General features: G+C 63.6%; 15 protein-coding genes. 8 read left to right on the forward strand and 7 right to left on the reverse strand.

Annotated elements, in window-relative coordinates; translation table 11 throughout:
- Position 1: 1 nt before the first annotated feature.
- From ACPWR9_RS03120 to ACPWR9_RS03130, 3 genes are all read right to left on the reverse strand, one after another.
- Entirely contained in the window at positions 2 to 850 is an 849-nt protein-coding gene (locus ACPWR9_RS03120) for a 3-hydroxybutyryl-CoA dehydrogenase (RefSeq protein ID WP_426296513.1), read from the reverse strand.
- Positions 851 to 1,069: 219 nt separating this feature from the next.
- On the reverse strand, positions 1,070 to 2,110 hold the full coding sequence (locus tag ACPWR9_RS03125; protein WP_426296512.1) for a porin: 1,041 nt from the start codon (positions 2,108 to 2,110) through the stop codon (positions 1,070 to 1,072).
- 989 nt (positions 2,111 to 3,099) lie between these two features.
- A complete protein-coding gene (locus tag ACPWR9_RS03130; protein ID WP_426296511.1) occupies positions 3,100 to 3,609 on the reverse strand; it encodes a hypothetical protein in 510 nt (169 codons plus the stop codon).
- 581 nt (positions 3,610 to 4,190) lie between these two features.
- Between ACPWR9_RS03130 and ACPWR9_RS03135 the strand changes: the two genes are divergently transcribed.
- The 7 genes from ACPWR9_RS03135 (at position 4,191) to ACPWR9_RS03165 (ending at position 9,365) form a co-directional block, all read left to right on the forward strand.
- Positions 4,191 to 4,565, forward strand: a complete 375-nt coding sequence (locus tag ACPWR9_RS03135) for a hypothetical protein (protein ID WP_426296510.1) — start codon at positions 4,191 to 4,193, stop codon at positions 4,563 to 4,565.
- Positions 4,562 to 4,966 (forward strand): hypothetical protein, encoded by a 405-nt coding sequence (locus tag ACPWR9_RS03140; protein WP_426296509.1) that lies wholly within the window; start codon positions 4,562 to 4,564, stop codon positions 4,964 to 4,966. The genes ACPWR9_RS03135 and ACPWR9_RS03140 overlap by 4 nt, the downstream gene beginning before the upstream one ends.
- Before the next feature lie 81 nt (positions 4,967 to 5,047).
- Entirely contained in the window at positions 5,048 to 5,539 is a 492-nt protein-coding gene (locus tag ACPWR9_RS03145) for a hypothetical protein (protein ID WP_426296508.1), read from the forward strand.
- A 196-nt stretch (positions 5,540 to 5,735) separates the two neighbouring features.
- Complete coding sequence (locus ACPWR9_RS03150; RefSeq protein ID WP_426296507.1) at positions 5,736 to 6,116, forward strand: hypothetical protein; 381 nt, start codon at positions 5,736 to 5,738, stop codon at positions 6,114 to 6,116.
- Entirely contained in the window at positions 6,113 to 7,513 is a 1,401-nt protein-coding gene (locus ACPWR9_RS03155; RefSeq protein ID WP_426296506.1) for a TolC family protein, read from the forward strand. The genes ACPWR9_RS03150 and ACPWR9_RS03155 overlap by 4 nt, the downstream gene beginning before the upstream one ends.
- The gene (locus ACPWR9_RS03160) at positions 7,510 to 8,856 is read left to right on the forward strand and encodes a multicopper oxidase family protein (RefSeq protein ID WP_426296505.1); all 1,347 of its coding nucleotides are present in this window, start codon (positions 7,510 to 7,512) and stop codon (positions 8,854 to 8,856) included. Before ACPWR9_RS03155 ends, ACPWR9_RS03160 begins: the two co-directional genes overlap by 4 nt.
- The gene (locus tag ACPWR9_RS03165) at positions 8,853 to 9,365 is read left to right on the forward strand and encodes a cupredoxin domain-containing protein (protein ID WP_426296504.1); all 513 of its coding nucleotides are present in this window, start codon (positions 8,853 to 8,855) and stop codon (positions 9,363 to 9,365) included. Before ACPWR9_RS03160 ends, ACPWR9_RS03165 begins: the two co-directional genes overlap by 4 nt.
- Before the next feature lie 69 nt (positions 9,366 to 9,434).
- On the opposite strand, the gene ACPWR9_RS03170 is transcribed toward ACPWR9_RS03165, so the two are convergent.
- A complete protein-coding gene (locus ACPWR9_RS03170; RefSeq protein ID WP_426296503.1) occupies positions 9,435 to 10,013 on the reverse strand; it encodes an IMPACT family protein in 579 nt (192 codons plus the stop codon).
- Positions 10,014 to 10,062: 49 nt separating this feature from the next.
- The gene (locus ACPWR9_RS03175) at positions 10,063 to 10,932 is read right to left on the reverse strand and encodes a PhzF family phenazine biosynthesis protein (RefSeq protein ID WP_426296502.1); all 870 of its coding nucleotides are present in this window, start codon (positions 10,930 to 10,932) and stop codon (positions 10,063 to 10,065) included.
- Positions 10,933 to 11,285: 353 nt separating this feature from the next.
- Here ACPWR9_RS03175 and ACPWR9_RS03180 point away from each other — a divergent pair, with 353 nt between their 5' ends.
- The gene (locus ACPWR9_RS03180; RefSeq protein WP_426296501.1) at positions 11,286 to 12,005 is read left to right on the forward strand and encodes a pirin family protein; all 720 of its coding nucleotides are present in this window, start codon (positions 11,286 to 11,288) and stop codon (positions 12,003 to 12,005) included.
- A 105-nt stretch (positions 12,006 to 12,110) separates the two neighbouring features.
- On the opposite strand, the gene ACPWR9_RS03185 is transcribed toward ACPWR9_RS03180, so the two are convergent.
- Both ACPWR9_RS03185 and ACPWR9_RS03190 read right to left on the reverse strand, forming a co-directional pair.
- Positions 12,111 to 12,587 carry a 6-pyruvoyl trahydropterin synthase family protein gene (locus ACPWR9_RS03185; protein ID WP_426296500.1) on the reverse strand — a complete coding sequence of 159 codons (477 nt, stop codon included), beginning with the start codon at positions 12,585 to 12,587 and terminating at the stop codon, positions 12,111 to 12,113.
- A complete protein-coding gene (locus tag ACPWR9_RS03190) occupies positions 12,584 to 13,834 on the reverse strand; it encodes a GTP-binding protein (protein ID WP_426296499.1) in 1,251 nt (416 codons plus the stop codon). Before ACPWR9_RS03190 ends, ACPWR9_RS03185 begins: the two co-directional genes overlap by 4 nt.
- Positions 13,835 to 13,994 lie beyond the last annotated feature (160 nt).

Here is a 13,994-nt window from a genome sequence, read left to right on the forward strand (position 1 = left end):
CTTAGTAGGTGTAGACGCCGCGCCCAGTTTTCCGGCCGAGGTAACCGGCGGCAACCATTTCCTTGAGCAGCGGGCAGGCACGATACTTCGAGTCTTCGAACTCTTCATAGAAGACGTTCATGACCGAGAGGCAGACGTCGAGCCCGATCATGTCGGCCAGCGCGAGCGGCCCGATGGGGTGGTTGCAGCCGAGCTTCATGCCTTCGTCGATTTCTTCGGGCGTCGCGAGGTTTTCCGCCAGCACGAAGAACGCTTCGTTGATCATCGGCACAAGAATGCGGTTCACCACGAAGCCCGGCGCATTCTTCACGGTAATCGGCGACTTGCCGAGTTGGCGAGCCAGCGCGTCGACGCGCGCGTGCGTTTCGTCGCTCGTTTGCAGGCCGCGAATGATTTCCACGAGCGCCATGAGCGGCACCGGGTTGAAGAAGTGCATGCCGATGAACTGCGACGGATTCGCGACGATGGCAGCCAGCTTGGTGATCGAGATCGACGACGTGTTCGACGCGAGAATGGCATCGGCCTTGGCCACGCCTTCGAGCTGCTTGAGAATCTTCACCTTCAGGTCGAAGTTCTCGGTGGCGGCTTCGATCACGATATCGGCGCTGGCGAGCGCTGCGTAGTCGGTCGACGTCGAGATGCGGGCGAGGGCCGCGTCTTTTTCCGCCGTCGTGAGCTTGTCCTTCTTGATCAGGCGGTCGAGGCTGCCTGCGATGGTAGCCAGCCCCTTGTTCACGGCGGCGTCGCTGATGTCGACCATCGTGACCGGCAGACCGGCCACGGCACAGGCCTGCGCAATACCGTTACCCATCGTGCCCGCGCCAATGATGCCAACGTGTTGAATCGTCATGTCGTCTCTGCTCCGTTAGTGGTGGATTTTCGGTGCACAAATCATAGCGCGGACACGCCGGATCAGTGACACATGAAACCGCTCTGCGGAACTCGATGCGATGGGTGTCGCGCGATATCTCGCACGGAAAAAAGAAAGGGGGCAGACGCACCCCAAATTGGCGCCTGCCCCCTCTCTGGAACCGGACGGTGCGCGTGTCGCCGCGCACACCGTGCGCGATCAGAACTTCATGCGAATGCCACCGCCCGCCGTGTTGCCGGTCGAGAGCGTGCTCACCTTGTCCATCATGTAAGCCGCGTAGATGTCGGTGCGCTTGGACAGCGGGTAGTCGTAACCCAGCGCCCAGGTCTTGCGGTTGACGTTGGTCGCGCCCGAGCTCTTCGTGTACGCGTACGACGCGAGCACGCTGCCGTTGCCCAGGGGCACCGACACGCCGAGCTGGCCACCGTTCTCCGACACGCCGCCGCCCGTCACGTTGTTACGGATGTATTGGTACTGACCGAACAGCTTCACGATCTGGAAGTCGTACGTGGCGCCCAGTTGCACAGCTTGCTGGCTGCGGAAGCCCGGCATGCCGGCCATATCGTCAGGTGCGGAGTCGAACTTCACTTGCTGATAAGCCACGGTCGCGGCGAACGGACCGTTGAAGTACAGCGCCGAGGCGCTCCACTTGTTCTGACCGGCTTCGCCCGCCTTGTTGCCGAACGCGTACGAGACGCTGCCCGACAGGCCCTTGAAGTTCGGCGTCGTGTACATCACGGCGTTGCTCCAACCCGAGTCGCCGACGATGCCTTGTCCGGCCTGACCGATGAAGGTGTGGAACACCATCGGGCTGAACGTGTACGAATCGACGAACGGGTTGAACAGAATCGTCGAGACGAAGTACGACGTCGTCAGACGACCGATCGTGACGGTACCGGCGGTGTCCGACGACAGGCCGACGTACGCGTTACGCGAGAACATCGAGTCGCCTTGGAAGCGGCCGTACTGACCGTTCTGCGGACGGAAGAAGTCTTCGAGCACGAACACGGCTTTCAGGCCGCCACCGAGGTCTTCGTTACCCTTCATGCCCCAGTAAGACGTCGACATGCCGCCGCCGCCCTGCGTCCACGCCGTGTTACCGCCCGGGTTCTTCACCGCGCCCACAAAGGCATCCACCTGACCGTACAGCGTGACGTTCGACTGTGCGAACGCCGACGTGCTCATGCACGCGCCCAGAATGAGTGCCCCGCCCAGGCCCTTGGCCATGCTCCGCTTCATTGACTTCTCCTTGGTTTGAGTATTTTGTGTGCCTGCTCCCGCCCCTGCGCGGGCCCTGCCGGCGCTCACTTGCGAAGCGCCTCCCTGTTGAACGGCCGTGATTCTCGCACAGCACCTGCGGCCTCGGTACGCCGAAACCGCAGAGAAAAATCGCCACATGAAGCGGCTGGGAAATGGTGGGGAGACAAAATTCAGACGACCACCCGCGCCACAATTAACCTCGGTATAACGGGATCGATATATCCCTTATATTGCCGGGTTAGCAAACACTCACATACGCTGTGATGTGCGCGATTAATGGGCAGTCGTGAAGCGCGACCTGAAGTCGGCATTGGGTGCGGACGAGCGAATCCGATGTTGCACATATGCAACATTCGGTGCACTCAGGGGGAAGCGAAGGGGACGTCTTAGAGGAAGCGGCTTATCGCCCGCGACGTCCACCGCCACCTTGCGGACCACGCGGGGCGCCTTGCGGGGTGTACTGCCGCTCGCGCGGCTCGGCCGGGGCGGCCCAATTGGGGTATGCCGACTGACCGCGGCCGCGGTCGGCGCTGAAACGGCTAATGTCTTCGCGCAACGACGCCTTGTTCACATCGAGGGGGTCGCGCCCGCGTCCGCCTTCTGCCCAGGCAGGGTAGGCGCATACGAGCAGCAATAGGAGACAGCAGCGAATACGGGCACTCATTTCGATACCGCCGGCTTTCGACCGACATCGGCCGGCCCGAGGGTGGGGCCGGTTGGCACGAGGCGTCCTTGGCACGAAGCCGGAACGGCATCCGCGCGCGCAGGTCATGCCTGCGCCATACGCCTCAAGAATGAATGTACCGGGTCAGCCGAACGAGCGTCGACCGAAAAGATGTTAACGCGCGCGGCGGTGTGCAACCGTTTGTAACCGCCTGATTCGCATACGACAACTAACGCGTGCGACGCGTCAAAACACGTCGCCGAACGGCAGCAGCACTCGTGGGGCTAGCGCCGCCTAGCTGCCGTTACTGCTTCTCGACAGACAGCGAAATTTCGCGGATGCGCTCGGCGCGCGGCGTGACCAGATCTTGCGCCGTGACCGTGAAATTGACCGGGCGCGCGTACTTCTTGCTCGCGCTCTGCCACTCGGCGGGCAGCCCTGCCGGGTTGGTCGTCGTGGTGCGCAGCGTGGTCACGCCACGCGTGCAACGCGAGACCTGCGTGGCGAAGCTTTGCGCCTGGTTGCGCAGATCCATCGGCGTGATCTTCTGGTAGTCCCAGATGCACTCGTAGGTCGGCGCCAGACCGGTTGCGCGAAACACCTTGCAGTCGCCGCCCGGCATCGAATACGTCGCCTGATAGCTCTCGCCGCGGTCGTTCTTGGCCGCGAGCGGGCCGGTGATGTCTTCAAAGCCGTTCTGCGCGCTCTTGGCCAGCAGGAGGATGCCCTCGCACTGATCGGCGGCAAAGGCCGTCTGCGCCGCGCACAGGCAAGCGAGCAGCGCCCATTTTTGTAGAGAATTCGTTGCCATCATAGGAATGTTTGACTGTCCTGCCTCGGGCAAATGCGGCGCGATGAATCGCTAGGGGGTGCGACTGGGTGCATTGGGTGCATCGGGTGCGATAAGGCGCAGCATCGAAAGCGTCATTAGAACGCAAACGCCGCCAAGGCGAAACCACGGTGACAGGGGAAATGGTGCGCCAATTCGAGTGGCTGACATGCGAGTTAGTTCGCGCCGGTGCCCGGCTCATCCAAAAGGCCGATTGTCACGTCAGCTTCGCGACCTATACTCGGATGGCAGTCCAACTGCATGGGCGCGACCGGAACCGGCGACGGTTCAGCGCATTGTGGCAGCGCCCCCTGGTGCCAAGTCTCCTTGGCCCTTACCATGCCGCGCCGGTACACGCGGCTGGCGATGCCCCGATGGGGCCTCAACCGGCGGCTTAGCCCGCCGGTTTCCTTATGGGCTTCCTGATGAACAGCGCGTTCGCCGCCACCTCATGACGACGGATTAAGCGAAAGTGCGGATATCGTCCGCCGCATTCGTCTGCAACTATCAAAGCACAAGAGCAATATTCACCGGGCACTCAACTTCGGGAAGTCAACGGAGTGTTTGTGGATACCTGTCTGTCGTTGACAGTGCACCCGTTCGTGCGCGGACACGGCGGGACGCTCGCCCACGTGCTCGGGGCGCTCGGCAAATTTCGCCGGCGGCACGGACATTGGCCGCGACGGCTCTATCTCTATCCCGAAACGCTTGCTGCGCTGGTGCAAGATCTCACGCCGATCGGCTTCTACCGGTTCCAGCAGCGCCTTGACGTCATTGCCGATCTCGAACGCGACCTGTTCTGCGCAGACGATGCCGGCAACGTGACCATCTACCGCGTGCAGACAGCACAAGACCCGGCGGCCATTGACGCGGCCACGGGTTGGCTGGACCTGTGCGGCCCTGTGGCTCCGCCGCCCTCCCCAGTCGGAGAGACGTCATGAACCGACTCGCGATCATTCTTGATGGGTTGATGCTGCTCTACCTTGCGGCGGCCACCGTGGTCGGTGTGCAAGCCAGCGCCGCCGACGGACACGGAATGCTCGCCAGTGTTCTTGGCGTGCTGCTTGCCGTGTTTGCGCTCGCGCTGCTGGCGTCGCCGTTCTACGTGTCGCTCGTCGTGCTGGTCGCGCAATCTGAGCGCCTTCTACGCTTAGCCGCGGTGCTTCATTGGGTCCTGCTGGGTCTGATGGCGGCCTTGACGGTCGTCTCGTTTCTCGCGAGCGACACGATCGAAGTCTCTGCGACGCTGTTCGTGCTCGTGGCCGTCGTGTGCATCGTCAATCTCGTCGTCCTGTCGCGGCGGCGAATACACTTCGAGTCGTTCCATCTGTTCGAGCACTGACGCCGGACGCTGGCCTCGGACGCTCGTCTCGGACGCTCGTCTATTTGCGAGCGGTGACGCCGCAATGCTAGACTGCGCGGCATGAATCGCTGGCAAAGACTCCTCGTGCTGTGGCTGCTGTGCGTGACCATGCCCCTCCAGGCCATGGCCGCGCTGCGTACGCATTGCGCGCCGGGTTCCGCCGTGCCGACCGTGGCGCAGCTCGCGGTGCCGATGGTTGCAATGGTGTCGGGGATGTCGCATGACGATGCCTCGAAGCAACACGCCATGCACAGTGGACAGCACGATTCGATGGCAGCGAACGCCGGCGCCCACGACGTGACGCTTCACGCATCGAGTCACGCTAGCGATCACAATGCGGCGCCGGACACTTCCGGCACTTCCACCTCGCATTCGCATCACGCCAGTTGTTCGGCTTGCGCGGCGTGCGTCGTCTGCACGGCACTGCCGCAAAGTCTGGCGATCCGCACGCCAGACGCCCAGCCATCCGCTGCCATTCCGTTCCTGCGCACGTCCGCCGCCAGCGCGTTCGTGGCCACCTTGGAACGTCCTCCCAGAGCCGTCCTCGTCTGACCGCCTGACGATTGCGCAACGCTTGCGCACCGTCATTGTTCCCGTTCGAACCGACCGTCTGCCGCCTCGCATGCTGCGCTGAACTGCGCTGTCTTGCGACACGCGCCACGCGTCCGTTCGTCAGATGAACTTGCGATGTTTGCGATCCCGCGATGTTAAGCGGGTACAGGCATCGTTATGCTCGACGAGTCTTTCGATGACGTTCCTTTTTTTGCGACGGCACGCGCTCACCGTGCCAGCCGCGCTATCGGTGGTGTTTGCCTTGACGGCCCCACCGGCCAGCGCGGCCCCCGAGACCGCATCGGCCCCTGCCGCTGCGGCGCTGAATTCTCCAGCAAACGATCCGGCGAACGCGGATGCGCCCTCTGGGCCCATTGCCAAGCCAGGCGTGATGCACGACTTCGCGCGCCCTGCGCTTTCCGTTGCGCCCAGCGATTGGCGAGCGGTGAACGCCGATGTCTCCGGCGGCGGCCAAATGGACCACGCCGCGATGGGACATGCCATGCCGATGCCAGCGGCAGCGTCCTCCGCCCACGACCCGCATGCCGGGCACAACATGAGCGGAGGGACGCGATGATGGCCTCACTCCGTCTCATGCCGCATGCAGGCCCGGTCTTGTCGCCGCGAAATCGCCGCCGCACACAAGGCGCACTGCTCGCGCTTGCCACACTTGCGCTCACCGGCTGCGCCACCTTCAGCGACGACGGCGGCTTCGGCCCCGTGGCACAGGCAACCCAGCAGCGTTTGGGCAAATCGGCGGTCTGGGCGCGCGACGACGCAACGACGCAAGCCCTCGCCGAACAACGCGACGCGCTGCTCGCCAAGCCGCTCGATATCGACGACGCCGTGCAGCTCACGCTCATCAACCATCGCGGTTTGCAGGCCACTTACGCAGAACTCGGAATTGCCGAAGCCTCGCTGGTGCAGGCAGGCCGCCTGCCCAACCCGCGCTTCGCTTTTCAGCGCGTGCAGGGCGGTGGCGACATCGCGATCGAGCGCACATGGGGTATCGACTTCGTGCGCGTGCTGACGATGCCGCTCGCTTCACGCGTCGAAGCCCGACGCTTTGCGCAAGTGCAGGCGCAGGTCACCCAAGCCATCGTCGAACAAGCCACGCTCACTCGCCGCGCGTGGGTGGAAGCCGTCGCCGCGCAGGAACGCGCGCAGATTCTCGAGCAAACCGGTCTCGCCACACAGGCGGCCAGCGAACTGGCCGACGGTATGGCACGTGCGGGCAACTTCAGTGCGATGCGCCGCACGCAGGAGAATCTGGTCTACGCCGATACCGCCGCACGACTGGCACGCGCGAGAGAGCAAGCCAACACCGCCCGCGAACACCTCGCACGGCAACTGGGGCTATGGGGTCAACAACTCGCGTTCCAGTTGCCGGATCGTCTACCGGCGTTGCCGCGCACGCGACCGGCGTGGCCCGATGCCGAGGCGCAAGCCATGCGCGAGCGCCCCGACATTCGCGAAGCGCGCGCCGCGCTCGATGCGACGGCCAGCGACCTTGGTCTCACACAAGCGACGCGCTTCATCAACGTGCTCGACACGTCCTATCGCGACAACAGCGCGACAGGCTCCCCCAACGAACGCGGCTATGAAATTTCGCTTGAAGTGCCGCTCTTCGACTGGGGCAGCGCACGCGTTGCAGGTGCCGAAGCGCGTTATCGACAGCGCGTCGATCGTCTGGCCGATACCGCCGTCGCGGCACGCGCCGATGTGCGCACCCGCCGCGCGCAGACACTCGCCGCGTGGGACATTGCCGAGCACTACCGCGTGACGGTGTTGCCGCTACGTCAGCGTGTGTCCGACGAGCTACTGCTGCGCTACAACGGCATGCTCGCGAGCGTGTTCGATCTGCTCACCGATGCGCGCGAGCAACGCGACACGGTGCTCGCTTACATCGATGCGACGGCCGATTTCTGGCTCGCGGACGCCGCGTTCAAAGAAAGTATGGGAGGTGGCGCATGACTTCACGCCGACGATTCCTGCGTGACGCGAGCCTCGCCGTAGTCGGCGCGGCGGCTGTCGAGCGCACCGGCCTTGCGGCCTTGCCCGAGGCGGCCACACGAAGCGACGCCAGCACGGCGTCACCGCACAGCCCGCCGAGCGGGCGCCCCTATCGCCCGGTCGTGACGCTCAACGGCTGGACGCTGCCATGGCGCATGCGCAATGGCGTCAAGGAGTTCCACCTGATCGCCGAGCCCGTCGTACGCGAGATCGCGCCCGGCATGCAGGCGAACTTGTGGGGTTACAACGGCCAGAGTCCGGGGCCGACCATCGAAGTCGTGGAAGGTGATCGCGTGCGCCTGTATGTGACAAACCGCCTGCCTGAAGCGACGAGCGTGCACTGGCACGGCCAGCGTCTGCCCAATGGGATGGACGGTGTCGCGGGGCTCAACCAGCGCGCCATTGCGCCCGGTCAAACGTACGTCTACGAGTTCGAAGCGAAGCGCGCGGGCACGTTTATGTACCACCCGCACGCCGACGAGATGATGCAGATGGCGATGGGCCTGATGGGCTTCTGGGTCACGCATCCGAAAGATCCGGCGGCGATGCCCGTCGATCGCGATTACGTGTTCCTCATCAACGCGTATGCCATTGATCCGGGCACCCGCACGCCGCGCGTGAACGAGATGACCGACTTCAACTTGTGGACGTGGAACAGCCGGGCGTTTCCGGGCATCGATCCAATGGTGGCGCGACAGGGCGACAGAGTGCGCATTCGTGTGGGCAATCTCACGATGACCAATCACCCCATCCATCTGCACGGGCACGAGTTCAAGGTGACGGGCACGGACGGCGGATGGGTGCCACCGTCGGCGCAGTGGCCGGAAGTCACCACCGACGTCGCCGTGGGTCAGATGCGCGCCATCGAGTTCGACGCTACCGAGCTTGGCGACTGGGCCTTTCATTGCCATAAATCGCACCATACGATGAACCCCATGGGGCACGAGGTGCCGACGATGCTCGGCGTGAATCAACGCGAGATTGCAGGCAAAATTGCGCGCATCATTCCCGACTATATGGCGATGGGGGAAACCGGAGGCTCGATGAACGGCATGGAAATGCCACTGCCCGAGAACACGCTGCCGATGATGACCGGCACCGGCCCTTATGGACCGATCGAGATGGGCGGCATGTTCACCACCGTGAAAGTGCGGCGCGACCTGCCGCGTGACAGTTATCGCGATCCGGGCTGGTACGCCCAGAAACCCGGCGCGCCACGCGGCTCGGTCGCGAGTCCATGGCAAGGCAATGCCGCCACCCTTCCTTCTACCCACCGTCCGCCCGTTACCGGAGGCAAATCATGATTCGTTCTTCTTTCGTTCGTCTGTTGCTGTCGCGCCTGCTGATTCCCGCGACCGCGTTGAGTCTTAGCCTGCCCGCGTTGGCCGACGACCCGCATGCCATGCATGGCATGCAACACAGTCATGGGGACAGCGCCGCCGCCAACATCGGAGAAGCGGGTGACGAGGCCCAAGCGACGCGCACCGTCGAAGTCGACATGCGCGACACCATGCGCTTCTCGCCGGGCACGCTCACGGTGCGGCGTGGCGATACGGTACGTTTCGTCGTCACCAATAGCGGCAAGGTCCGTCACGAGATGATGTTGGGAACGTCGGCCACACTCGCCGAGCACGCGAAGATGATGCAGCAGATGCCGGGCATGGCACACGCCGAACCTAATGCGGTAACGGTCGATCCGGGTCAGCGCAAAACGCTCGTGTGGCACTTCACGCAAGCTGGCACAGTGGACTTTGCCTGTCTGGAGCCGGGCCATTACGAAGCGGGGATGAAGGGCGTCATCAACGTCCGGTAATGGTGCTGGGCGAGCGTGGCTGCGCTGCGCTCGCCGTCCATCGCACTGCACGGATGGATCGCTGTTTGCCTAAACCCGTTCGAGTCCGCCGCTGAGCGCTTCAATGGCCTCGGCCTCGAACGCGTCGACATCACGCGCCTTGAGGCTCAACGTCAGCGTCACACCTTCGTCGTAGCCGACGTCGAGTACCGTGGCCGCGTGGCGCTCCGCAATCCGGCGCAGCGTTGCTTCATGCGCGAAGCTGACACGGTATTTCGGCTCGGCCATCGGTTCGACGGCGGTGAGCGTGGCCAGCTTCAGCGCCTCGCTCACCGCTTGTCCGTACGCACGTGTGAGCCCCCCGGCACCGAGTTTGATGCCACCGTAGTAGCGCACCACCACGGCGAACACATTGGCCAATTCCTTGTGCATCAGCACGTTGTACATCGGCTTGGCCGCCGTGCCACCCGGCTCGCCATCGTCGTCGAACCCCGACGCCCCCTCGCAGAGCAACACCCAGCAATAGTGCGTGGCGTTGGGATAGCGCACGCGCAGTGCATCGAGTTCGCGCATCGCCGCCTCGCGCGTTGTCACGGGCATGACGATGCCGATAAACCGGCTCTTCCTGATGTCCAGTTCGATCTCGACCGGTGCTGCCAATGCGTACATCCGTTGAATTCTCCCTGCGCGGCGCTCGCCGCGCGTCTTCCCTTGGGCCTTACAGGCTGACTTCGCCGCGCGCGAGTTCGATCACGTTACCGCCGACGCGAATCTCGCGATTGGCCGTCACCTCCAGCGTCAACCGGCACGGGCGTTCGATAGCGTCACCCTGCGACACGCGAGCACGCACCGGCAACGGGTAACCCTGTCCGATCAACCAGCCGCCCAGATTCGCGCATGCCGAACCGGTGCCCGGGTCTTCGCTCACGCCGCCGCCCTGCGTCGTGAAGAAGTAGCGTGCCGTCACCTCCAACTCGCCCCCCTTCTCACCGTCGATAGAAAACACATAGCCCGTCTTGCGCTCGAGGCTCGAGAGCGGCCAGCGTTCGAGTCGCGCACTGTCCGGCGTTGCGCGAGCCACGGCGTCGGCATTCTTTAGCGGAATCAGCAGTTGGTCGGCACCGGTATCCACCCACTGCGGCGACTGCGCCAGATCGTCACGTGAGAGTCGTACCAGCGCCGCGATATCGGCATCCGCTTCCTGCGCCTTGGCGATCTTCGGCTCGCCGTGCGACGGTGCCGTGAGCGTCCAGTGATCGCCGTTCGCCTGCACCGGCACGAGGCCAGCGGCGAATTGCAGCGTGAGTGCATCGCCGAGGTTACGCATCGAACGCAGCACGTGCGCCGTGCCCAGCGTCGGGTGTCCGGCGAAGCGCATTTCGTAGCCGGGCGTGAAGATGCGCACATGCGCGTCGGCAGTCTCCGACGGCAGGATGAACGTCGTCTCGGACAGATTGAACTGTCGCGCCAGCGCTCGCATTTCGTCGTCGCTCATGCCACGTGCGTCTTCGAAGACACACAGCGGATTGCCGCCGAAAGTGGTCTCGGCGAAAACATTGACGATGCGAAAGGCAAAGGTGCGGCTCATGACGAATCTCCAAATTGGGGGCGGTCAGGCTGACGGGTCAAGCGATGGCGCATGACGACCGGTAGGTCATGCGAAAGAAGGTTCGTAGTCTCGCACATCGTGCGGCAATGCGCGCGCCGCCCGCACGGCTTTGCCATTTACACGCGACTTTTCGGCAGACGTCACCACGGCGCCCAGAAATTTCCGCCGCCGAATTGGAAAACTCGCGGATTCATCGCGTCGCAATTGTCACCTGGTACATGACAATAATTCACAATTCAGACGGATTGTAGTTCTCGTTGGGGACCCTAAAATGTGAGTCATCGAGGCCATCAACACCGCCTCTTACTGATTCAGACCCCAAGGAGCCCATCATGCTGGACATCAGAAAAGCTGCCGACCGAGGCGTTGCCAACCACGGCTGGCTCAATTCGCACCATACGTTCTCGTTCGCCAACTATTACGATCCGAAGCAAGTCGGCTTCTCCGATCTGCTCGTGATCAACGACGACCGCGTGGCACCCGCACAAGGTTTCGGCAAGCACCCGCACCGCGACATGGAGATCTTTTCGTATGTGCTCGAAGGCGCACTCGAACACAAGGACACCATGGGCACGGGATCGGTCATCGAGCCGGGCGACGTGCAATTGATGAGTGCCGGGCGCGGTGTGGCGCACAGCGAGTTCAATCACTCGCCGACGTCGCCGGTGCACTTTCTGCAAATCTGGATCGTCCCGAACGAGAAGGGCATCACGCCGGAGTATCAGCAACAACGGTTCACGCCGGAAGAAAAGCGCGGCCGTCTGCGCCTGATCATGTCGCCGGACGGCGCCGACAACTCGCTGCACATTCATCAGAATGCGCGCGTGTACGCCGGACTGTTCGATGGTGACGAATCGGCCACGCTGGCCATTGCACCGAACCGCTATGCCTACGTGCACGTTGCACGCGGCAGTGTGGAACTCAACGGTGTCGCGCTGGGTGAAGGCGATGGCGTGCGAGTGCGCGAAGAAACGGCACTCACCCTCTCGAAGGGACGCGACGCTGAAGTGCTGGTGTTCGATCTGCGTCCGATCGAAACGCCTGACTTCTAAGATCGAGCGGCACGGCTTGCGGTGAAGGGTTGCCGCAAGTCACGCGACATAGACTGCGGACGGCTCCCTCGGGGCCGTCCGCTTTTTTTTTTGTGCCGCTGGCCGCTAAGCCGGGCCGACCACGAGCGAGCAAGCGTCACCGCGTGCGTCGCGGCTCACGGTCACGCGCGATAGCCCCGCAAGACGTGGTGCCAACGTGCGCCAAATGTAGCTGCACAGATTCTCGAGCGTGGCGGGGCCAAGACCGGCGACATCATCGAGCAGACGGTGATCCAACCGCTCGCAAACGCGCGACAACTCCGCATCGAAGATGGCGAGATCGAGCACCATGCCTGTCTCGCCCTGCGGCTTGCCGGTCACTTCAACCGTCGCCCGGTAACTGTGACCATGAATGCGGCGGCTCGCGTCGATGCTCGGCGGATCGATGTCGCGCCTCGCCAGCGTGTGCGCCGCTTCGAAGACAAAGCTGCGCGACAGCGTGAACTGCGCGCGTTCGACGCCCCCGCTTGTGTCGTCGGTCGCTTGCGGCCCGCCCACGCCGCCCATCCCTTTGAAGCCGCCCATCAGCCCCACACGACTCATGCGGCGTCGCCCGGAATGTCGAGTTGCAACGCATGCTGCGAGTCGCGCCAAGCGGCGTCGCCCTGCGCCAGTTCGACCACACCCAAACGGCACGCATCGAACGCCGACTCAATGGCCGCGCGATCCATCTCGCGACCGATAAAAACGACTTCGTTAATGCGATCGCCCCACGGCGCTTCCCAACTGGCTTCAATGGCATCGCGCTGCGGGTCGCCGTACGGCGGCCAGACATCGGGGTCGGCCGCTGCCCACCACTGCCCCACGGGTTCCAGCGTCGCCGTATTACCGGCGCGCGAATACGCGAGTGCCCATGCGGGACGGTTCGCGACCCACACGTAACCCTTAGCGCGCATCAGCCCCGGCAACGGCATACCCATGAACGCGGCGAAACGTGCGGGGTGCAACGGCTCGCGCTGACGCAATACGAAGCTCGTCACGCCGAAGGTATCGGCTTCCGATGCGTGGTCACCCACGAGTGCTTGTGCCCAGCCAGCCATTTGTTCGGCGCGCTCGGGGTCGAAGCGCCCGGTGCCGAGCACTTCGGTCAACGGTACCTGCCCACGTTCACCCAACACGATGCGTGCCGACGGATTGAGGCCAGTGATCAGCGCCTTCACCGCGTCGAGCCGCGACGCATCGACGCAGTCGACTTTGCTCACCACCACGACGTCGGCGAATTCGATCTGCTCGGTCAACAACTCTGCCAAACGGCGCTCGTCCTCTTCACCGGCGACTTCGCCGCGCTGCGCGAGTGTGTCCAGACCGTTGAAGTCTTCGAGCACGTGCAACGCATCGACCACGGTCACCATCGTGTCGAGACGGGCCACGTCGGCCAGCGACTGCCCCGCTTCGTCGCGGAATTCGAACGTGGCGGCCACCGGCATGGGCTCGGCAATACCGGTCGACTCGATCAACAGATAGTCGAAGCGCCCGTCCTGTGCGAGCTCACGCACGGCGATGAGCAAGTCTTCGCGCAACGTGCAGCAGATGCAGCCGTTGCTCATTTCGACCAGTTTTTCTTCGGTGCGCGAGAGCGCCGCGCCCGCGTTGGCCGCACCGCGTTCAACGAACGAGGCGTCGATATTGACCTCGCTCATGTCGTTCACGAGAACCGCCACGCGCAGGCCTTCGCGATTGCTGAGCACGTGATTGAGCAAGGTGGTCTTGCCTGCGCCGAGAAAGCCGGAAAGCACGGTGACGGGCAGACGGCGGTCAGCACAGCTGGCGGCAGTCAGTTGAGAAGTCATGGTGGATAGATCCTGTTTTGCGTGAGGGCGATCGTTGGCTGGCAACGCCCGGTGCCGGTTGTCCGATTGGCGCACGGCATTTGCCCGGCATCGCCCCGGAGGGATGCACGCCGACGACGTTCGCGAGGGGTGTGGCGCTGCCGGAGCCTGGGAAAGCCAG

Source organism: Pandoraea pneumonica, assembly GCF_049918595.1.
Classification (GTDB): domain Bacteria; phylum Pseudomonadota; class Gammaproteobacteria; order Burkholderiales; family Burkholderiaceae; genus Pandoraea; species Pandoraea pneumonica_A.

What these genes read in the sequence shown, in the direction of transcription:
- ACPWR9_RS03175 (WP_426296502.1), bottom strand. Translation starts at nt 10,932, where the DNA reads ATGAGCCGCACCTTTGCCTTTCGCATCGTCAATGTTTTCGCCGAGACC.
- ACPWR9_RS03130 (WP_426296511.1), bottom strand. Translation starts at nt 3,609, where the DNA reads ATGATGGCAACGAATTCTCTACAAAAATGGGCGCTGCTCGCTTGCCTG.
- ACPWR9_RS03125 (WP_426296512.1), bottom strand. Translation starts at nt 2,110, where the DNA reads ATGAAGCGGAGCATGGCCAAGGGCCTGGGCGGGGCACTCATTCTGGGC.
- ACPWR9_RS03170 (WP_426296503.1), bottom strand. Translation starts at nt 10,013, where the DNA reads ATGTACGCATTGGCAGCACCGGTCGAGATCGAACTGGACATCAGGAAG.
- ACPWR9_RS03145 (WP_426296508.1), top strand. Translation starts at nt 5,048, where the DNA reads ATGAATCGCTGGCAAAGACTCCTCGTGCTGTGGCTGCTGTGCGTGACC.
- ACPWR9_RS03180 (WP_426296501.1), top strand. Translation starts at nt 11,286, where the DNA reads ATGCTGGACATCAGAAAAGCTGCCGACCGAGGCGTTGCCAACCACGGC.
- ACPWR9_RS03190 (WP_426296499.1), bottom strand. Translation starts at nt 13,834, where the DNA reads ATGACTTCTCAACTGACTGCCGCCAGCTGTGCTGACCGCCGTCTGCCC.
- ACPWR9_RS03150 (WP_426296507.1), top strand. Translation starts at nt 5,736, where the DNA reads ATGACGTTCCTTTTTTTGCGACGGCACGCGCTCACCGTGCCAGCCGCG.
- ACPWR9_RS03120 (WP_426296513.1), bottom strand. Translation starts at nt 850, where the DNA reads ATGACGATTCAACACGTTGGCATCATTGGCGCGGGCACGATGGGTAAC.
- ACPWR9_RS03140 (WP_426296509.1), top strand. Translation starts at nt 4,562, where the DNA reads ATGAACCGACTCGCGATCATTCTTGATGGGTTGATGCTGCTCTACCTT.
- ACPWR9_RS03185 (WP_426296500.1), bottom strand. Translation starts at nt 12,587, where the DNA reads ATGAGTCGTGTGGGGCTGATGGGCGGCTTCAAAGGGATGGGCGGCGTG.
- ACPWR9_RS03160 (WP_426296505.1), top strand. Translation starts at nt 7,510, where the DNA reads ATGACTTCACGCCGACGATTCCTGCGTGACGCGAGCCTCGCCGTAGTC.
- ACPWR9_RS03165 (WP_426296504.1), top strand. Translation starts at nt 8,853, where the DNA reads ATGATTCGTTCTTCTTTCGTTCGTCTGTTGCTGTCGCGCCTGCTGATT.
- ACPWR9_RS03155 (WP_426296506.1), top strand. Translation starts at nt 6,113, where the DNA reads ATGATGGCCTCACTCCGTCTCATGCCGCATGCAGGCCCGGTCTTGTCG.